This is a genomic window from Aquimarina discodermiae (assembly GCF_040786235.1).
Lineage (GTDB): Bacteria > Bacteroidota > Bacteroidia > Flavobacteriales > Flavobacteriaceae > Aquimarina.
In genome coordinates, this window is record NZ_JBFMKP010000005.1 from 153886 (window position 1) to 175290 (window position 21405).

The window sequence follows — 21405 nt, forward strand, 5'->3', positions numbered from 1 at the left end:
AAATGATTGATTTTATTCTAAAAAATAATGCTTCTAATAAAGAAGCTAAAGTTGCTGAATTATTTTCGGACTTGAATAGGTTATTTCAAATTGAAAAAACAAGTGTTCAAGATTTTAATGAACATAACTGGGTTTCGGAAAAATTACTCAATCAATTAAAAGAAGATAAAAGAAAAGAAATAAATGATTTATATGGAACAATTTACTCTAATGATGATCTAAAAAATAATAATGTTGTTACGAAGTTTTTATTGAATAAAACTGGAGGCAGAGGTAGGAAACCAAAATTTGCAGATTTCTTCTCAGGAGCAGGGGGATTAGGATTAGGTTTGGAAAATTCTGGTTTTCAACCATCATTTATTACTGACTATAATTACAGTGCTTTACAGTCTTATTATTTGAATAGAAAATTACCCCTAAATAGATATTATCTGGGAGATATGAAGAATATTATTGAAGATATGGGGCAGTTTAAGAAAAACTTGTCAGATGTATTTTTGATTTCCGGAGGCCCTCCTTGTCAAGGATTTTCAATGGCAAATCGCCAACCATTGCTCAATGACCCTAGAAATGAACTTTATAAAGATTTCTTACTAATACTTAAAGAAATCAGACCTCCATTTTTTCTTCTGGAAAATGTTAGAGGTATGGCAAAAAAGAAAGCAGAAATAGAAGAGGATATGAAAAACATTCTAGGAAAAGACTATGATTATTGTTTTCTTATTCTAAACGCAAAAGATTATAATATTCCACAAAATCGAGAACGTTTTTTTATTATTGGAAATAGAATAAATGTGAACCCTAATGACCTCGCGTATAATATTAAATCAAAGGGAAATGGCACAAAATATTTTCTTAAACATGCACTAGAAGGTTTGCCTTCAATTCAGGCTGGAACAAAATTTAATCAACCTCTTTTGGAAAATGAAAACGTAGGCTTTAAAATCAAAAAAATTGATATCGCTGAAACATCTTATTCAAGCTATATAAATCGTGGAAGAAAACAGGAATATGTATTTAATCACAAATCTAGATACAATAATGAAAATGATAGGGAAATTTTTGCTCGATTGCCTCAAGGAGGTAATTCATTACATGAAAGTATTCAAGATATCATGAAATACAAAACTCGAAATGAGATTTTCACAGATAAATACTATCGCTTAATTCCTAATAAGGTTTCTAAAGCCATAACTTCTCATATGAGGTTTGATTGTCATATGTATATACATCCTTGGCAAGCAAGAGGGTTGAGTCCGAGAGAGGCAGCACGAATCCAGACTTTTCCAGATGATTATATTTTTATGGGTAGACCAAACGAATGGTACCAACAAATTGGAAATGCAGTACCAGTAAAATTAGCAGAAGTAATAGGAAAAGAAATTATAAAGTATTATAAATGAATTATATCGAAATTTTTTCTGGAATTGGAGGTTTTAGACAAGCTTTGGATCACTTGAACAAAGATTTTTCTACATCATTTCACTGTAAGGCATTTTCGGAAATAGACCCTTATGCGATAAAGAATTATGAAGCTAATTATAATCTCAATGGGGAAATCCGTATGGGTGATATCAATACTTTTGCTTCAAATTTAAGTAATGTTAGACAGGTTCCAGATTTTAAACTTTTAGTAGGTGGTTTTCCTTGTCAAACCTTTAGTCTAATGGGAAAACGTAAAGGTTTAGAAGACGAGAGAGGTAAAGTGTTATTCAGCGTTGATAAAATACTCTCAGCAAAAAAACCTGAGTATATTATTCTTGAAAATGTACGTAATCTAGCAGTCGTTAATAAAGGCAAAACTCTTGATTACATAAAAGATTTCTTCAAAGAACATGGTTATAAACATGTTGTTCATGTTTTGCTAGATACTCAAAATTTTGGATTACCGCAAAGAAGAACTAGAATCTTTCTTGTTTGTAGTAGAAACAATCCATTACCAGAAATTACAGAAAAATTAGTAGTCGAAAATTTTGAAGACATTAAAGATCATAGCCTTTGTGTTTATAAGGATGTATTGGATATCCTGGAAAAAAATGTCAATGATAAATACACAATCCGACCCAAAACAAAAAAAATAATATTAGCTAATGGATCTAAAAATTTCTGGTCAAAATCAGAAATTGATCTACCAATTGCAAGAACCTTAACCGCAACAATGGCAAAAATGCACAGAGCTTGTCAGGATAATTATTATTCAGAAGAATTTATTAAGTCTAATAAGTCTAATAGAACAACTTCTAAAGAAATATTAATGGAGAAACCTATTAGAAGATTAACTCCACAAGAAGCGATGAAACTACAAGGTTTTACCGATCAATTTTGTCTTAATGCTATGAAAGCAGAAATCAGTGATACTCAACTATATAAACAAGCAGGAAATGCATTAAGTGTTAATACAGCATATGCCTTACTTCATTATCTTTTTGTAAAAACGAAAATTCAGAGCACTAAAGTATGAGAAATCCACCGTGGAATAGACATGAATTGATTTTGGCCTTGGATTTATATTTTAAGCTAGAATACGGTCAGATGCACGGAAAGAATATAGATGTATTTGAGCTTAGTAGTTTACTAACGCTAATGAATACTAAGGGCGGGTTTGAAAGAAGTGTTAACAGTATTCCTCTAAAACTTGCAAACTTCAAACGGTTTGACCCCAATTATGATGGTAAAGGAATGAAATCTGGTGGGAAACTAGATCTAGAAATATGGAACGAATTTGTAAACGATAAAAATAAGTTGATAAAAGTTGCTAGTAATTTGAAAAATGAGATTATTGAATCTGCGGTTTCAAATAAAAAGCAACAATTCATAAGGTGGCTTTCTAAGGTTGGGAAGTTAGATGGTACAGATTATCAGGAAAGAACAATTTTAACATATGCTAATCAAATTGAGAGCATTATTGTAGATGAATTTCAACTTGAAATTAAAGAAATAGGCGGCTTATACGGTGTAACTGAAATTGAAAGTTTACTTGCAATAGAAAAAAAGCTAAAAACTTCAGGTGATAGTAAAAAAAGACGTGATTTAAGAAGCGCGTTCCAAAATTATATTCGATTTATAAAAGATCAGTTTGAATTCAATGATTCCGTAGAAATTAATGGAGAAATTGAAACCCATACAGAAGGAGGGAAAAAAGTATACATTTCCCAAAAGGCTGAAAGGGATGTTGGAATCAGAAACAAAGCTATTGCCATACATGGAACATCCTGTAAGGCTTGCGGGTTTAACTATGGTTTATTTTATGGAGAATGGGGAAAAGATTACATTGAGGTCCACCATTTAATTCCTTTAGGCGGGGAAGCAAGTAAAGAGCGTAATACAAATCCAAAAACTGATTTAACAGTACTATGCGCAAATTGTCATAGAATGGTACATCGGAAGAGAAAAAAAGTTCTTAGCCTTGAAGAATTAAAAAATAAAATTTTAATGCAGACAGATGAGCAGTAACGATAAATATAAAGATATAAGAACAAGGGAAGCTGCTCCTTTAGCTTCTTCTCTGGTTGAAAGTTTAAGAGACCTGGGATATACACCAGAGACTGCAATATCTGATATTATAGACAATGCAATATTTGCTGGAGCAAAACACGTCTGGATTGATTTTGAATGGAATAGTATTCATTCAAGAATAATAGTTAGGGATGATGGAAGTGGAATGAATGAAGAAGAACTAGCTCAGGCGATGAGACCAGGAAGCCAAAATCCAAATGAAGAACGAGCTCCAAATGATTTAGGACGTTTTGGTCTTGGTCTTAAAACAGCTTCTTTTTCTCAATGTCGAGTATTTACAGTTATTTCAAAAAAAGAAAATACACCAATAACTACCTGGAGATGGGATCTTGATTATATAGTAAATGATAACGGTGGTTGGAATATTTTGGAATTTGCTGAAGAAAAAGATATAAAAGTCATGGATCAGATGAAAGCTGGAACCATGATAGTTTGGGAAAACCTTGATAGAATAGTAGGAGCTATTAATATATTAAATTCTGAAGATGATTTTTTCGCAGTTGCTGAAAAAGTAAAGCGACACATAGAAATGGTATTTCATAAATATATAGAAAATGGTAGACTTAAAATCGTATTTAATGGATATGAAGTTAAGCCATGGGATCCTTTCTTAAGAGGTGAAACAGCAACACAGCCATTTCCCGAGGAAACACTTGCGGAAGGTCAAGTAGTGGTAAAAGCTTATATTCTTCCGCATAGATCAAAAATTGATCCTGAAGTTTGGGTAGATGGAGAAAACAGAGGAGGTTGGGATGCTTTACAAGGGTTTTATATCTACAGAAATGAAAGGCTTCTTTTAGCAGCTGATTGGTTAGGCTTTACTCGAAAAAAGTCTCATTATAAATTAACAAGAATTATGATCAATCTACCAAATCATTTGGATAATGAATGGCAGATCGATATTAAAAAATCCAGAGCTAGACCTCCGGCATACTTACGACAAGACCTAAGAGCGATTGCTCTAACAGCTATGTCCCATGCTGAACAAATATTCAGGCATAGAGGTAAGGAAATGCAAAGATCTCTACCTGGGGAATTTTCTTTTGTTTGGTCAGAAGTAGTGAAAAATGACCGTTATTTCTTTCGAATCAATAGAGGTCACCCCGTTATTGCTCAACAAATAGCAAAGCTATCAGGTAAAAAAAGAGAATTAGAAAAATTACTTCGTATTATAGAAGAAACTGTTCCAGGTCCGGCAATTATCACTAAGGAAAATGAATATCCAGACAGTATGGTGCGTCCTTATGAGGAAACTCCTTCAGAAGAGTTGACTAATGTGATGATTGAGTTATTTGAAGGTTGGATTAAAAATGGAGCCTCAAACGCAGAAGCACGTAAAAAATTATTAATCACTGAACCATTCAGCGATTACCCTCAATATATTGAAGCATTAAGAGATGAGTGAAGATAATATACTAGAACAAGCACAGAAAATCTGTAGAAACCTTTTGGAATTAGATCTTCCAATTACTTCAGAAAAAATTAGTGAAGCCATTAAAAAGGTTAGACAGATTTTACCCATAATTAATGATACAGATGAAATAATACTTCATGAGAGGTTAATAGCTGTTACTGGTACAACTCAAGAGGCTGCAAAAATTCTTGATGATAATAAAACAGAACCTTGGATTCTTGATAAATGGGCAGAAAATCCAACTCAAAGAAAGTTTTGGAGACGCTATAGAGATTATTTAACCGATGAAAAAAAGTTCCCCCATAAAGTTGTTTCACGACTTGATGAGCTCACTGACAATATATTAGATAGATTAGCAGACCCGAATGTTTATGACCAATTCGATAAAAGAGGACTTATTGTAGGGCATGTACAATCAGGAAAAACCTCGAATTATATTGGTTTGATTAACAAAGCAGCAGATGCTGGATATAAACTAATAATAGTCCTTGCTGGAATTCATAACAGTCTGCGTAGTCAAACACAATTACGAATAGATGAAGGTTTTCTGGGTTATGATACAGAAACGAGTAGAAGTTTTACTCAAAGTAGTAATAGAATTGGTGTTGGAAAAATAGATAGATATGTTGCAGCGCATTCGCTGACAAGTAATGCTCCAAATGGAGATTTTAGAAAAAATATTGCTGAAACTGTCAATATAAATTTAAAAGGGAGTGACCCTGTTGTCTTAGTCATTAAGAAAAATAATTCAGTACTTAAAAATTTAATCGAATGGTTATCGGGAAAAGAAGGTGAAGATTATGGAGATGGTGAGCGTATTATTAAAAATATTCCTTTATTGCTTATTGACGACGAAGCTGATAATGCTTCAATAAATATTAGTAAAAGTAGTGTTTCTGCCATTAATGGAGCCATTAGAGCTGTACTCAATTTGTTTGATAAAAGTGCCTATGTAGGATATACAGCAACTCCTTATGCCAATGTATTTATCCCTACTCCCGATAATAAAGAAGAGGTATTACGAAAAGGTATTAAAATTATTGCTGGGAATCAAAATTACACAATAGGCAATGACCTGTTTCCTCGAAATTTTATCATAAATATCCCTCCTCCTTCTAATTATATTGGTCCAGATCGAATTTTTGGTCTTGTTAGAGAGGACGTGCTTTATGAAAATGATGAGGCAAGTAATGATACTATCTCTCCATTAAATCTTTATGAACAAATTGATGATTACCAACCTAAAGAATACTTGGATAATAAACATTTGGTTAATAAATTGAGAAAAGACAACTACAATTATATACCTGATAAACATAAAAAAGATGATGATAAACCAGTTGAGCTGCCTCAAAGCTTAAAAAAAGCTATCAAGTATTTCATTCTATCGTGTGCTGCAAGAAGAACTAGAGGTCAAATAAATGTAGATAATTCTATGTTAATTCATGTCACCCGTTTTGTCGATTGGCAAAATCATATAGCTCTAAAAGTTGGAGAAGAATTGTCAAAATATAAAAGACAAATAGAGTTTAATCAAGTTGATTTTATTGAAGGTTTAAAAGAACTTTGGGAAAAAAGATTTTTACCTAAAACAAATGAAATAATAAAACATCTCGAAATTGAAGGAAATACTGATCCGGATATAAAACCCATTAATTGGAATGAAATTAAAAATCAATTACTTCCTGCTGTAACAAAAATTCAATTGAGAGCAGTTCATGGTTCAAAACTTTTAGGAGGCCTAGAAGTTAAAAATATTGAACCATTGGACTATTATGATCATAAAAAAGGGCTTTCTGTAATTGCTGTAGGAGGGAATAAACTATCTCGTGGGCTAACACTTGAAGGGTTGACAGTTAGCTACTATTTAAGATCATCAAAAATGTATGACACATTAATGCAAATGGGACGTTGGTTTGGTTATAGACCAGGTTATCTTGATTTATGCAGGCTTTTTACGAGTAACGATCTGATTTCTAACTACAAACACATTTCAATTGCCACAGAGGAAATGCGTGCAGAATTTGATAGGATGGTATTTTTAAATAAGCAACCTATCGATTATGGTCTGAAAGTGCGTTCACATACAGGTCTACTTTCTATCACTGCTGCAAATAAGTTTAGATATAGAAAAATGATGTCTTTTAGTTTTTCTGGAGGTTTAGAAGAAACATGGGAATTTGATATCTCCAAAAAGAGAAGACATATGTTCAAAGACAATCATTTGTTAACTCAAAGTTTAATTGAAAGTTTAGGAGAACCTACAGGGCCTAAAAATAATAGCTCTCATTTGAGAACACAAAATTTTGTTTGGCAAGGAGATAATAACTTTCAAACAGTTATTAATTATTTGGACAGATATAAAACAACGCAACAATCTTTTCATACTGGATTATTAATTGATTATATCAATAATCAAGTTAAGAAGAAAAAACTTATAAATTGGACTATCGCTTTAATCAACAATTCAAGAACTGATAAAATAGTCAAAGGTTATGGTAACCTAGATGTCGGTTTGTCATTTAGGAAAAATGATACAGAAAACATCTCTGGAAATTATGCATTAGTTAAATCTCATATTATCGGAAATTTTCATGAGTATATTGACTTAACAGACGATCAATTATATAAAGCATTTGAACAAACTAAGCTTGATAAAGAGTCCGAGGGTAAAGACCCAGATAAAGTGATACATCCAAGTCCTTTAAGAATAAGAATAAATAGACCAGATACTAATGGTCTTCTTCTTATATATCCTCTAGATCCAAATCCTGAAAAAAGTGAATCACCGTTTAGTAATGTACCAATTATTGGGTTAGCAATAAGTTTTCCTTATATCAATAAAGATGAAAAAGTTGTGTACGCAATTAATGAAGTGTTTCAAAAAGAATTATACGATTATCCAGATGAGTACGATACTGAAGATTTTATTGAAGATGAAGCTGATGACTCCAAAAACACTGGTTCCATTTTCAGGAATTTAAGCAATGATACTTTCATAGATCTAATTGAAGCTGATAATAGTTTAGCTTCTTATTTGGATGATACCGAATTTCACTCAGGAATAGTTCCAAATTACTATAAAGCAGATTCTGATATTACAGATTTGAGAACTTCATCTAATGTTGTATTATCAAGAACTGAAAAATACAACAAGAACTTTAATTCGATTCCTTATTTTTCAGAGAATGAGATACAGCGCTATTTTTTGAAGGAAGAATCAGAAAATATTGTATTAAATCCTTATGAAAATGATATTGTTAGTGGCGAATACATTATTGGAATGAAAAAATCTAGATATGTAATTTTTAGTTATAATAACAATAAAGCTTTATTTTCCGATGCATTATGGATTCTAAACTCTAAAAGATATAATACCAAGTATATGGTTTCTTTATTTAATTCCACTTTATTCGGAGCTTGGGTACGTGTTAATGGTCAACAGAAAAAGGATTCTTATTTTATTACGGAAAAGGTAATTAAAAGTTTTCCTATTCATGAGCCATTAGAAAAGGATTTATGGTTGTTTGAAAATCTTCATGATCTATTAGTTTGTACGAATAACATCAAGAGTGGCACAATGCAGTCATATTATGCAAACATTTTAGATGCCTTAATTTTTTCAATTTATTTTAATGATACATTGAAAACAGATAACCAAAAACTTCATTCTGAACTTTATAAAATTATACCACAAGAGTTACCGAAACAAATTGAAAGAAAGCAACTAGCAAAAGATATTTTTAACGAGCTGTATGATAAATCAAATATTGTTCGAAAAGTTCTTTTCTATTTAGACGATCATAATTTGGTAAGTAAAATAAAATCGGTGTTCACACAAAGTAACTAGGAATGAAGATTTCAGAGATTATATTAAATAATTATCGGGCGTTTTATAATGAAAAAGGGGAAGAATCGAGTAAATATCATATTGATTTTTCTAATAAAAAAAACTTATTGATTTATGGCGAAAATGGAAGTGGTAAAAGCTCTCTTTTTAAGGGAGTCAAAGATGTTTTTACCTCTTCAATAAAACCTGATATTAGTTTTATAGAAAACGTTTTTTCTAAAAACGAAGAATTAGATGACCAACCATTTGTAGAATTATTATTTAAGGCAGATGATGAAACTAAATCTTATCGATTTTCTTCCGATCCAGCTAAAACAAATACAGATGAGACTTTTTTAAAGGCAATAGCACGAACACGTAATTTTATGACATATAGGGATTTACTTCGAATTCATTTTGTTGAAGACCCTGAGGTAAATTTATTTAATTTCTTATTCGCTGGAGAAGATTCTTTATTAGGTGAAATTCCGAATCCATCGCCTTCTCAAACTGAGACAAATCTTAAAATGAAGGATTTATGGAATAATGTTGACTCCAAACCTGACGAAACTAATGTTAGTGATTTTTGTAATGGGGTAAACCAGATACTAACTGATGTGAGTCAGTCATTAAACGCTCTTTTTAAATACTTTGATGATTCATTAGAGATAAGGTTTGATTCTCTATCAAAAGAGACGATAGAAAGTGGAAAACCCAAACTTAAAATGATCGTTAGTTATTATGGTATTGAGTTAAATGATGACACAGAAGAATACCATCATTTTCTAAATGAAGCTAGATTAAGCGCACTAGCAATTTGTATTTTTCTAGCAGCCCATTTATCGGTTCCTCAACAGAATTATACTATATTATTTTTGGATGATATTTTTACAGGTTTAGATACATCAAATCGGATGCCTCTACTTGAAATTTTAACTGTGGATGTAATTGCCGGAACTACTGACACCTTTAGTAATCATCAAATAATTCTGACAACATATGATCGTCAGTGGTATGAACTCGCCAGAAACTATTTAGGGCAAAGCAATTGGGCATATGAAGAAATCTTCATTGATAGACACTCTAAAGGGTTTGACCAACCGGCAATATTACCCGGAGAAGATAATTATAAGAAGGCTATACATTATTTTAAAACGAAACAATACCCTGCATGTGCTAACCACCAACGAAAAGTTTGTGAACGAATAATTAAAGATTTTTTACCTGAAAATTTAAAGTATAAATTAGATAGCAATGGAGATATCAAATTACGTGATCAACTCGGGGAATTGACAGACATGTTATTTAAATATTTAAAGGAAGTAGGTATTGATACTTCTCCTATAAAGGACCTTCCAATTTGTATGAGAGTTGTTTTTAATCCATTTTCACATGATGATATTGATAGTCAAATTTTTAGACGTGAACTTGATGTTTCTTTTAAAATGATTGAATTACTTAAAACTTTAAAAACTAAAGTAATAATGGAAACTGGAACAAGAGTTTTTTTGGAGAAAAATCACAAGGATACTGGAGTTTTACACAAGTATGAGTTTGAAGTAGCTACAGCTGTAAAGCATATTGAATTTAATAATAGTAGATACTTAACAAAACTTGAACTACTTCCCTTAATTTTAGATATTGCTGATACCCCTCGCTTAATGAGTCAATCAGGTAAAGTCGATATTCTATATAAGAAGATATGTCATTTTTTAAAAACAGATGCATCTGAAGATCTTTATTCAGACTTTACCCTTGATGATGGGACAAAATTATCTGAAGCAATTAATAATATTTGATAATGAATTCTAATATAGATTTAATCCGTTTTCGCACCGAATTGCTTCAAGATATTGTTGATAATATAAGAGCAGATGAAAGTGGTGGTATAAAAGAAGAGAAATTTACTGAAATAGCTTTGGAGTATCTTGAAGAATCTGGTGAAACAGAAGGAGCAAGATCCTGTAGAGAGATTAGAGAAAACAGTATAGGTAATAGAATACATAAAATAAACGGATATGCGTTAAGTGAAGGCTATGAAACAATAGATATATTTATAACAAATTTCAAAGGTAATACAGAACTCAAACGTATTTATGCAGATGAACTGAAAAGTAGTTTAAGTCTTTCAACTCGTTTTATACAAAATTTGCTAAATGAAAAAATGGGTATAATTGAAGAGACAGCTCCTGTATTTGATTTTATACATACGATTAATAAATTAAAGAAGGATATTGTTAGAATCAATGTATATATTCTTTCAGACTTTATAATACCCATAGAAGCTCCTAACAAAATGGATATAAACGATATTCCTGTTCTTTATCATATTCGGGATATAGAATATTTGTACAGAATTCATGCCTCTGGATCTGGGAAAGAACCTATTACAATAGATTTTGAAGATTCTTTTGAGCAAAAATTACCTTGTATTTCTACTCCAACAAAAAATCAAGATTATGATTCATATTTAGCAGTTATCCCTGCACAGATATTAGCAAATATTTATAGAGATTATGGTTCAAGGTTACTGGAACAAAATGTTAGAACATTTTTACAATTTAGAGGTAAAATTAATAAAGGAATTAGAGATACTATTCTAAAAGAACCGCATATGTTTATGGCTTATAATAATGGTATAGCAGCTACAGCTGAATCCGTTACAATGAGTAAAGGAGGTAATGAAATAATCTCTATAAAAGATTTTCAGATAGTTAATGGAGGACAAACTACTGCTTCTATTTTTCAAACACGAAAGAAACACAAAGAAACAAATCTTGAAAAAGTATCTGTTCAACTAAAACTAACTGTAATACATGATCAAATAAAAAAAGCTGATATAGTCTCTAGAATTTCGCAATATGCTAATACTCAAAATAAAGTTTCGGATGCTGATCTTACTTCCAATCATCCATTTCATATCGATATAGAAGCATTATCTAGAAAAATATGGGCATCATCCCTTCCCGGAAAAACACAGACAAGATGGTTTTACGAAAGAGCCAGAGGTCAATACAATGATGAATTATATAAGATGGATACTAGAAGTCAAAGAAAAAAATGGACAGATAGAAATCCTAAAAATCAAAAGTTTGCTAAAGAAGATTTGGCAAGATTTCATAATTCTTGGGAACAACAACCATGGTGGGTGGTTAAGGGTAGGCAAAGAAATTTTGTTGAGTTTATGAAATTTGTAGATAATTTAAATACCGATTCTATATTTTATGAAGATTTGATTGCTAAAGCAATAGTTTTTAGAACAGCTGAGAGGTTATATGGTAGAGGAGCAAAAGCAATAGGGGATTTGAGGTATATGGTAGTTCCCTATACTGTTGCATGGTTAAATCTTGTAACTAATAGTCAGATCAATCTAGTTAAAATATGGAAAAATCAAGTAATGTCAGATGATTTAGAAACTATTTTATATGTTGCATTAAGAAAGGTTGACGTTTTTATGAGGAAAACTGCTCCTGGTGGATTGATTGGAGAATGGGCTAAGAAAGAAGAATGCTGGAAAAAACTAAAAACTAAAACTCTAGATATTGACTTATCAGTTATTGATTCTGAACTATATAGTCCATCAGACTTATTAGACAGATATTCTCAGAGTACAGAAATGAGTGAAGATCAAAGATCAAAATTTGTTAAACAAATAACTGAGCTAACTGAAGATGGATGGCTTAAAATAAATAATTGGGGAAAATCTACTGGCAAACTGGATGTTTTACAATCTAACTTCATTTGGAAGGTTGCTCGAAAAATAGATAAACAATCTGATTTTTCTAATAAAGAAATAAGAAGAGCAATAGATATAATAGATTTATTAAAAACAGAATCTCCTAAATTGGTTTCAGAATTAATAGATTTAGAAAATGCAAAGTCAAACAAAACCCTATCAAAAGCAAACATAAATCCTAAATAAGAGGTATCATTTTAAGCACTAAAATGTGTGGATTTGCATACCCTGTAAAATGTAAAGATTTTATAAACAGTGGGTTATGTTTCAGCTGGTCTAGCCTTTAGGACCTATAATAATAAGCAACGGACCTTTAATAGTTTTAATTGCTATTTTTTTCGTTGTCTACGCCTAAATTTCCTACGTTATAGTTGTGAATACTAGTCAATTTTGGTTAGTTGTTTAAATTGACCTTACAAGTTAAAATATATTAATAGATTTTGAAATATTTTAATAGATAATATTTTACAATTATAAAATGAGTTTAAAAGAAGATAAAACGTTTAAGGAATATACAAGGCAAGAGCTTTATACGTTAATTTGGTCAAAACCAATTTCAAAAGTTATTCAAGATTATGCTTTGACAAATTCGGCATTCAAAAAAATATGCAGGAATTACGATATTCCTTTACCAAAAAGAGGGTATTGGCAAAAGTTGAAGTTTGACAAGGTAGTATTTCAAACACCTTTATCGCTGCGTAAAAAAGTATATGAAAATATCAAACTACCGTATCGAATAGAAGGCGAAATTAATTTGGAGAAATTATCAGAATTGAATCTACTTATTAGGGAAATAAGGAATGATAAAAGTTTACCTATAGAGGTTCCTGAAAAACTTTCTAAACCAGATAAAATAATAGTTCGAACCAGAGATTATTTTAAGAATAAAAAAAAGGATAGTTACCCTAGAATTACAAAAGTTCCTGATGATGGAGTTTTTAGCATAAGTGTTTCAAAAGCTCTTGAAAGGAGAGCTTTAATATTTGCAAATTCATTAATTAAACTTTTCGAGAAAAGAGGACATAAAGCAGTAGTTATAACTAATCATAAATATGCAAACTATAATGGCACAAAACTTATAGTCAATGGGGAATATTATAGTATTAGAATAAGAGAGATTGACAAAAGAGTAATGGAAAAGCACCATAAATATGATTGGATGGAAGCTAGATATTATCCTACTGGTAAATTAGTGTTGAAGATTGATAATTTTAATACGTACGAATGGAAAGATGGTGTAAATAAAAAAATAGAACAAAAATTACCTGATATTCTTGCTTATTTAGAGCTAAGGTCTCAAAGAGAAAAAAAAGAAAGGATTGAAAGTAATATTAGACAACAAGAAAATGAACGTAAAAGAAAAATTGAAATAGAGATAAACAGGAGGAAAAATAAAGAATTAGACACCTTCAGATCTTTACTGAACCGTTCAAGTAGATGGCAAAAATCTATTTACCTCAAAAATTATATCGAAGTATTAGAAAAAAATGCTTTTGAAAAAGGGCTTTTAACCGACGAGATTAAAAAGAATTTTCAATGGATGAAGGATAAAGCAGATTGGTATGACCCACTTATAGAGAAAGATGATGAACTTTTTAAAGGTATTGACAGGGACTCATTAATGTAATTGTTTTATGGGGTGATTACTTTTAAATGGATTACACTCTGCATATTTTCTACCCAAAAAAATGATTTGTTAACGAAATTAGATTTGATTGACTTTTTTAATAACTATAAATAGGGAGTTTAAGATATCATTTTTTATATCCAGTAATAAATATTAACTTTAAAAAGTAAATACATAACCCCTAACCCTGAACTTTGCATTCAAGGTTAGGGGTTATTTATTAAATCGAGTTAAATACTATATTAATAATATCAAATAATAAATAAAAAAGTTTAAAACAGATTACTTAAATCTATTATATACCCAAGTTAGGGTATGTTATACCATCGAAGAAATAAATAGTTTTGAAATCAGATATAAAACCTAATGATTATGAAAAAGACAATCAACTTTAAAGTGATAATTATAAAACTCCTAATTGTTATTGGGGTTTTTTCGATTCCACTAACTTCTTACTATTCCTTTGACCAAACAATTCCTGGCTCGGTCTTATATACTTTAATTGCTATATCTGTTCTTGGGAATTTTTATTCACCACTTCATTTAACTTGTTCAAGCAATCTAGATTTAACAGTTAATCTTAGCCATGATGAATTTCAACCTATTTATATTACAAAACAAAACGGAATTACGGAATCAATAAATGCCAAATTTTGTTTCAATGAAAAAAGTGAAATTCAAAGTATCGAATTTGAAGTTCTCAAATATTCAGGATTGTTAACACACGGTATATCCAAAATGATACCATCAATAACTGAAGACGGGATAGAATTTTATTTTAACCTTAGTTTTTTTAGCCCTACAAAAAAAAACATTCCAAAAAGTTGTATACCTCAAGGAATTCAGGACATAATAAATGCGCCTTCAAAAGAACCCTTTGACATATATACTAAAGCAAACTATGGTCCTTTTCATCAATTTAGAATAAAACTCACAGAATGTATCTGCAACGAAAATTGTGGGGGATTTCCTTTAAATCAAGGAGGTAGTATTTGTAATATAAAATGTGTTCATACTAAAAATTGATACATAAAATTCTACATATAATTTTTTTTGCATTATTTGCCTATACTTCTTTTGCACAGTCGGAAGATTATTTTCAATATAAAAAGGAAAATGAGCAACTTAGAAAGAGAAATATTGAATCCTTGGAGAAATTCTTCAATAAACACGAAAACTCTTTAGAGTTTAAGGTTCTGAAGTGGGAATATATTGTACTTAAAAAAGGTGTAAATGATACAATATTACATAAGTTAATAAAAAAACACTCTCTTAGTTCAGTTAAAGATTCGATATTGCAGAATTCTCATTTAGGAAAGTACTATCTTTTTAATAATTTATGGAAAGAGGCACATGAACATTTACTACAAAATGTTGAGCAGGCTATTGCCACTAAAGATTCACTCACAATTTGTAATACCCTAAATGATCTACTGATTACAAAAACGAAATTATCAGATTACAGTAAAGAAAGCCAAAATTATATTCGGTTGTATAAAAGATACGCCTATAATGAAACAGAAAAGTATTATTACAATTACTTCTCATTTTACTTTAAAAATATCCTTTCTCAATCATTAGAAAAAAATGATTCTATTCAATATCAATTAGAATTAATTAAAGATTCGAACTGTGATTTTTGTTTAATACAAAACTATCAAAGAATAGCTGTTGCTTATAACATATTAGAAGAGGAACTAGATAGTGCTCTCATTTATAATAACAGAGCTCTTCGTTTAATAAATCAGAATCAATCTTTTGATTATTTACTTCAGTATAAAAAAGGAACATTAAGTAATATAGCTAGAGTTTATCTGAAAAAAGAAAATTTCCAGAAAGCTGAGTTATACCTAAAAGAAGCTTATCGAATAGAATCTGCAAAAGATCGAATTTATAATGACATTGCAATTGTTGATGGCTTTACAAAACTTTATGATAAAACAGACAAACGGAAACTGGCTTATCAATACTTATTAAAAAAAGATTCTTTGAAAGATATTTTTGCTAAAACAAAACAAGCAATAGCTATTAAAGAAATAACAGAAAAATTCAATAATGCATCTTTACAAAAGGATAAACTGGATTTAGAAAAACAACAACTTGAAACCGATAAGAAACGAATTATTAATAAGAATATTTATGTTATACTTCTAATTTCAATTTCTGCTCTCCTTATAATATCTGTACTCATTTATAGAAATATGAAAAGAAAACAAAAATTGATAGAGAGTGAAAGAGAAATTCAAAAACAAAAGGCTGAAAAATTACTGAAAGACCAAGAATTATCAAGTATTGATGCTATGGTTGAAGGTCAAGAAAAAGAACGACAACGTATAGCAAATGAATTACACGATAATTTAGGAGGATTATTAGCAACTCTTAAACTATATGTGCAGAACTTAAAAGTAAAAAAGAGTGCGATAAACGAACAATATGATCTAATTATCAAAAATACGGATGAAGTACTGGAGGAGGCATATCAAAAAGTTCGTTCCATAGCTCAAACTCGTAATGCTGGAGTTCTTACTTCTGAAGGTTTAGTTCCAACTATTCAAAATTATGCTATTAAGATATCTGCATCAAATAGCCTTATTGTAGAAGTTTCAGATTATGGTATGGAACAACGATTAAATAATTCTATGGAGATTACAATTTTTAGAATTATACAAGAATTGATTACAAATGTTATTAAACATGCCAATGCTAAAGAAATAACAATTGATATAACTAATCATCAAGATTCTATAAATATCGTGGTTGAAGATGATGGAAGTGGATTTGATATGAAAGCTATGAAATTGAAAAAAGGCATGGGATTGTCTTCTATTAATAAGAGAATAGAGAACCTTAAAGGGAGTTTAAATATTGATACGAATGCAGGAAAAGGAACAACAATCATAATAGATATTCCATTAGAATGATACGATTAGCCATTGCAGAAGATCATAATTCATTTATTGAAGGCATCGAACTATTTTTGGAGTTCGAAGATGATATTACTATTGTGGGCATTGCGAACAATGGAAGAGAGCTTCTTGATATTGTAAGAAAAAAATCTCCTAATGTAGTAATTACTGATATTAGAATGCCTATTATGGATGGAGTTGAGGTGGCAAAAAAGATTATTTCAGAATATCCTAAAATGAGAATAATTGCATTTACAATGTTTGATCAAGATGGTGCGGTTTCGGAAATGTTAAATGCTGGTGTTAGTGGATACATTTTAAAAAATTCTAGTCTTTCTGTTCTTCTTTCTGCTATTAGAATCGTTCATAAAGGAGAAAACTTCTATGACCCTAATGTGTTATCCGAAAAGCCAAAGACAAATAAGTTAAAGGGTAAACTAACGAATCGTCAAATGGAAATTCTTAAACTCATTGTAGAAGGTAAATCGAACCCTGAAATTGCAGAAATCTTATTTATTGAGAGAACTACAGTTGAAACCCATAGAAAAAATATGGTTAGAAAACTAGGATTAAGTGGTTCTGGTGAGCTTCTTCGATATGGCCTCCAGAAACGCTATGAATTTTGATGCTATTTATTGTTTTTTGAAATTAATATTTACTCAAGATTGGGTATTTCTTTGCTCTCTTTTAAAAGATAGTTTTGATTAATCATAAACAATTAATACTATTATCATGAAAGGGATTATTTACTTGAGCTTAGTTGTTTTAATTTTTATAAGTTGTAAGACTGCTAAATTAGCATCAAAGCCATCTCCAGGAATTTCAAACCAGAAACCGAAAATAAAAGAATTTAAAATTTCCTCACTTTTCAAATTTTTTAGACGCAATAAGGATTCACCAAGTAATATTTTACCTGGTATTGGGTATTTTTATATTGATTGGGCGTTAGTACTTTGCCAAAAAAAAACAATGAATTTCATTAAATACTTTATTCCAAGCTTAGTACTTTTTTGTATCATTTCGTGTAGAGCTCCGGAAGAGTTTGTGGCTCCACCTACCATTAATCCACTAGAACCATCATCTATTACTATACGGGCAGAATTAGATACATATAGCCTTACCGATAAGTTACGAAAGGATTTATCTGGGGATATAATTGATTATGTATCTCCTGATATAAATCTTCAATTATTAGCAGAAGAATCAAATACTGTTACTGAAATTGTGGAACGAATAGTAAGACCTGGTTATTGGACAACAGAAATGAAAAGAGTTCGAAAAAAGGTTGAAAGAACTGTCAGATGCTTATTGAGTCCGTGGAAGTGGGGGAAGTGTCTTAAAAAGGAATGGGTTACCATTCTGGTACCAACAACAATATGGGTTGAGCCTATAAAAGAAAATGTGCCAAGGGAAGTCCTTCAGTTAATAGACAAAACCTTTGGAGTTTCTGGTAAAGTTAGAGTAAAAGGGCAAATGCAAAAGTTAAATATAGATTTCAATTCAACCTCAGATGGAGTGGGTTTTACCGTGACAACTATTGTTAATATGAATTTGAAAGTTGATGTAAAACAGTCCTTTTTAGATGATCTTGCCGGGAATATTAAGATAAAGGGATTATTGAATTGTGATAATATTAAAGTAAAAATTGAATCTAAAGGGGCTTTTAAATTAAATTCAGATATTCAACTTGAGGCATCTCATGATGAAGCTAAAATTACTTTTTTAGATGCTTGTTCGAATCTACCATTTGCTTCTTTTGATTATCAACCCATGTTGATTCCAACTTTTGAAGTATTAGACGTTGCTATTTCCAAATTAATCGAAGATAAACTAGATGAAACTATTGAAGAAAGCCTTGCGGAAGAAGTAAATGAACTGGACCTTCAAAAAGAACTTACACAGCTTGTTAAAGATAACTTGAAAGCTATTCCACTAGGCAAAAAAGAAAAACACACTTGGATCTTACCTACCAAATTGGAAAGTATTAAGCTCGATCAACTCAAAGCTAAAAACAACAATCTTATTTTTAGAATGAATGTTAAAATTCAACCAGAAATTTATTACGGAACAGATTTACCAGATTTAGATTTTAAAATACCGGAAATTCTTCTGAATGGTGATTTCAAGGATGAATTTAAGATTCAAAGTATAGCTCGATTAAATTACAAAACCGTTAGTGTTGGATTAACTGAAGATTTAAACAATTCACTTAAAGACTATTATAACGAAGACCCTCAAATACCTAATCTTACCGGTAATAAATATTTTATCGAAAAGACTAGATTATATCCGAATGGAGAAAGATTAGCGTTTGAATTCAAATTGTACAGAGTTAATAAGAAGGGTAAGAAAAAACCAGTCAAAGGGAAAACGTACATCACTGCAAAACTTGGCTTTGCTAATGATACCGTAAAACTAATTGATCCCGATTTATTTATTAAAAATACTCCGATACTTAACTTAGCTAATTTTAAGCCTCTTAAGAAATATTTAATAAAAGAATTAAAAAAAAGTAGCTCTTGGAGTGTTAAGAAACAGTTAGATGAATTAAGATCTGATTTTACTACAACTATTTCTGATGAAAGCATAGTAATTAATCCAAAAATGAAATTACAACCAAAGATACCTATATATTTCAATAAAAATACAATTGATTTATATGCTAGTTTTGGTGGTACTTTGGAAATATCATTACTTTCAAATAATAATGATCCTAATTTTATAGACCCTAGTTTTATTGAATTGACAAATATAGAAGAATTATACTATGAGGCTGAAATTCCAGAAATAGTTCATACCGAGGTTTTAAATAGTATAACTTCTGAAAATTCTAGTAATACCTCTGTTACATCAACTAATTCATTTTTAAAATTTAAAAAGTTCAAGCAGAATGACGATTTTCAAATTAAAAATCAAGATTCAGAAAGGCAAAAAGACGCTCTTTTAATGAGAAGAATACCAGGAGATACATTACTTTTAAAAAATCAAAGTAAAACATTTTATTACATTCTTAAAAAACAGGATTTTCTTAAATTTGATCAATAGTATAATTTAGGAAAACACAATGTAAATCATTTAGTATAAGTTGATTAAAACGATGTAATGAGATTTGTTATAAAAAGTAAAGAGGGATTTTTACTAGTTCTATGGTTTGAATTGAATATCTGAATTGTAAGTGATTTCCTTCTATGCTTAGGTAAAGATTATAAATAGAAAATCTCAGCTATTTTCATTTGCTTCCTGTTCATTAGGCGTCTTCATACTTACGAATCATTTATGGAACAGATTATGATACAGAGTTAAATTTAAAAAACCTTCGTAACAGAGGATTGTCTAAAAAGCGTTCTATGGCAATACTAGAATTTAGTTTGGGTCTTGAAGCTCTCGATAGATTTGTAAATAAAGCCCCATTAAGGGATACTCACGAATGTGTTTTTGAGTTCTAGCAATGGAAAGTGAACCAGTTGATCCAAGGCTTTAAAACCACAAAACAGTACGTCAACCAGACGTACTGTTTTTAAGTACTGAAATGCCGCTATTTGTCGGTGTTTGCGTACGTCAAAAATCATAAAACCCTAATAAATAGAGGTGTAGTAGGGAGGTTTTTTAGACTCATAACCCGAAGGTCACAGGTTCGAGTCCTGTTCCCGATACTAGGATAACCACTTCATTATGAAGTGGTTATTTTTGTTTATAGAGGTTTTTTCTTCTATGTTTTTTACGTTGACGTACCGTATATTGTTTGAGAAGAAAATAGTGACTATTTTCTCGCTTCGAGGGGTGGCAATCCAGAAGCTGTTTTGGTTGCAAAAAATGGGTTAAAAAATGTAAACTCCTGTTAAACAAAATCCTTATTTGTTAAAATTCCATACCTTTGTATCAAGTATGAAAAAGGTATTTCATAAAATAGCATCGGTTTTATTAGCGACTTTAGTGTTGTTTTCTACATTGTCATTTACTGTAGATATGCATTATTGTGGATCAAGATTGGTAGATGTGGCTTTGTTTAAAGAAGCTAAATCTTGTGGGATGGAGCAAATGCAAAAGCTCCTTTCTTGTGGAGATACCGTAAAAAAGAAATCTTGCTGCAAGGACAAGCAAGTTGTAATTGAAGGTCAAGACGATTTAAAAGATACAGTTACCAAGCTTACCTTGGATCAAGAGGTTTTTGCCACAAGTTATATATATACTTACCAAAATATTGCACCCGATGTAATTTCTTCGATAACTTCATTTATTGGGCATTCACCGCCCATACCTGATAAAGACTTTCAGGTACTTTACGAGACTTTTCTTATTTGATTTTTTAAATAGTACAAATACCCAACAGCTTGCTGTCATGGGAAAGGTATGTTATACTCAATTTGAGTATTAACT

The 21405-nt window shown here is 30.6% G+C and carries 14 protein-coding genes; all 14 read left to right on the top strand.

Features of this window, described 5'->3' with window-relative positions:
* Positions 1-2: 2 nt before the first annotated feature.
* The gene (locus ABW636_RS04685; RefSeq protein ID WP_367588788.1) at positions 3-1403 is read left to right on the top strand and encodes a DNA cytosine methyltransferase; all 1401 of its coding nucleotides are present in this window, start codon (positions 3-5) and stop codon (positions 1401-1403) included.
* Positions 1400-2461, top strand: coding sequence for a DNA cytosine methyltransferase (locus ABW636_RS04690; RefSeq protein ID WP_367588789.1), 1062 nt, complete (start codon positions 1400-1402; stop codon positions 2459-2461). Before ABW636_RS04685 ends, ABW636_RS04690 begins: the two co-directional genes overlap by 4 nt.
* Positions 2458-3453, top strand: coding sequence for an HNH endonuclease (locus ABW636_RS04695; protein WP_367588790.1), 996 nt, complete (start codon positions 2458-2460; stop codon positions 3451-3453). Before ABW636_RS04690 ends, ABW636_RS04695 begins: the two co-directional genes overlap by 4 nt.
* Positions 3443-4921 (top strand): ATP-binding protein, encoded by a 1479-nt coding sequence (locus tag ABW636_RS04700; RefSeq protein WP_367588791.1) that lies wholly within the window; start codon positions 3443-3445, stop codon positions 4919-4921. The genes ABW636_RS04695 and ABW636_RS04700 overlap by 11 nt, the downstream gene beginning before the upstream one ends.
* Positions 4914-8780, top strand: a complete 3867-nt coding sequence (locus tag ABW636_RS04705; protein ID WP_367588792.1) for a Z1 domain-containing protein — start codon at positions 4914-4916, stop codon at positions 8778-8780. The genes ABW636_RS04700 and ABW636_RS04705 overlap by 8 nt, the downstream gene beginning before the upstream one ends.
* 2 nt (positions 8781-8782) lie before the next feature.
* A complete protein-coding gene (locus tag ABW636_RS04710) occupies positions 8783-10558 on the top strand; it encodes an AAA family ATPase (protein WP_367588793.1) in 1776 nt (591 codons plus the stop codon).
* Between the two features lie 2 nt (positions 10559-10560).
* Positions 10561-12681: an AIPR family protein gene (locus tag ABW636_RS04715; RefSeq protein ID WP_367588794.1), complete on the top strand. Its 2121-nt coding sequence runs from the start codon at positions 10561-10563 to the stop codon at positions 12679-12681.
* 292 nt (positions 12682-12973) lie between these two features.
* Positions 12974-14122 carry a hypothetical protein gene (locus ABW636_RS04720; protein ID WP_367588795.1) on the top strand — a complete coding sequence of 383 codons (1149 nt, stop codon included), beginning with the start codon at positions 12974-12976 and terminating at the stop codon, positions 14120-14122.
* Positions 14123-14494: 372 nt separating this feature from the next.
* Complete coding sequence (locus tag ABW636_RS04725; protein WP_367588796.1) at positions 14495-15148, top strand: hypothetical protein; 654 nt, start codon at positions 14495-14497, stop codon at positions 15146-15148.
* Positions 15145-17043: an ATP-binding protein gene (locus ABW636_RS04730; RefSeq protein WP_367588797.1), complete on the top strand. Its 1899-nt coding sequence runs from the start codon at positions 15145-15147 to the stop codon at positions 17041-17043. The genes ABW636_RS04725 and ABW636_RS04730 overlap by 4 nt, the downstream gene beginning before the upstream one ends.
* On the top strand, positions 17040-17654 hold the full coding sequence (locus ABW636_RS04735; protein WP_367588798.1) for a response regulator: 615 nt from the start codon (positions 17040-17042) through the stop codon (positions 17652-17654). Before ABW636_RS04730 ends, ABW636_RS04735 begins: the two co-directional genes overlap by 4 nt.
* A gap of 106 nt (positions 17655-17760) precedes the next feature.
* A complete protein-coding gene (locus ABW636_RS04740) occupies positions 17761-20073 on the top strand; it encodes a hypothetical protein (protein WP_367588799.1) in 2313 nt (770 codons plus the stop codon).
* A 227-nt stretch (positions 20074-20300) separates the two neighbouring features.
* Positions 20301-20474 (top strand): hypothetical protein, encoded by a 174-nt coding sequence (locus tag ABW636_RS04745; protein WP_367588841.1) that lies wholly within the window; start codon positions 20301-20303, stop codon positions 20472-20474.
* A gap of 439 nt (positions 20475-20913) precedes the next feature.
* Positions 20914-21330, top strand: coding sequence for an HYC_CC_PP family protein (locus ABW636_RS04750; protein ID WP_367588800.1), 417 nt, complete (start codon positions 20914-20916; stop codon positions 21328-21330).
* Positions 21331-21405: the final 75 nt, after the last annotated feature.

Excerpts from the sequence above, each read along its gene's own strand:
- ABW636_RS04700 (WP_367588791.1), top strand. The coding sequence starts at position 3,443 with ATGAGCAGTAACGATAAATATAAAGATATAAGAACAAGGGAAGCTGCT.
- ABW636_RS04710 (WP_367588793.1), top strand. The coding sequence starts at position 8,783 with ATGAAGATTTCAGAGATTATATTAAATAATTATCGGGCGTTTTATAAT.
- ABW636_RS04705 (WP_367588792.1), top strand. The coding sequence starts at position 4,914 with ATGAGTGAAGATAATATACTAGAACAAGCACAGAAAATCTGTAGAAAC.
- ABW636_RS04715 (WP_367588794.1), top strand. The coding sequence starts at position 10,561 with ATGAATTCTAATATAGATTTAATCCGTTTTCGCACCGAATTGCTTCAA.
- ABW636_RS04725 (WP_367588796.1), top strand. The coding sequence starts at position 14,495 with ATGAAAAAGACAATCAACTTTAAAGTGATAATTATAAAACTCCTAATT.
- ABW636_RS04735 (WP_367588798.1), top strand. The coding sequence starts at position 17,040 with ATGATACGATTAGCCATTGCAGAAGATCATAATTCATTTATTGAAGGC.
- ABW636_RS04750 (WP_367588800.1), top strand. The coding sequence starts at position 20,914 with ATGAAAAAGGTATTTCATAAAATAGCATCGGTTTTATTAGCGACTTTA.
- ABW636_RS04740 (WP_367588799.1), top strand. The coding sequence starts at position 17,761 with ATGAAAGGGATTATTTACTTGAGCTTAGTTGTTTTAATTTTTATAAGT.
- ABW636_RS04690 (WP_367588789.1), top strand. The coding sequence starts at position 1,400 with ATGAATTATATCGAAATTTTTTCTGGAATTGGAGGTTTTAGACAAGCT.
- ABW636_RS04720 (WP_367588795.1), top strand. The coding sequence starts at position 12,974 with ATGAGTTTAAAAGAAGATAAAACGTTTAAGGAATATACAAGGCAAGAG.
- ABW636_RS04685 (WP_367588788.1), top strand. The coding sequence starts at position 3 with ATGATTGATTTTATTCTAAAAAATAATGCTTCTAATAAAGAAGCTAAA.
- ABW636_RS04695 (WP_367588790.1), top strand. The coding sequence starts at position 2,458 with ATGAGAAATCCACCGTGGAATAGACATGAATTGATTTTGGCCTTGGAT.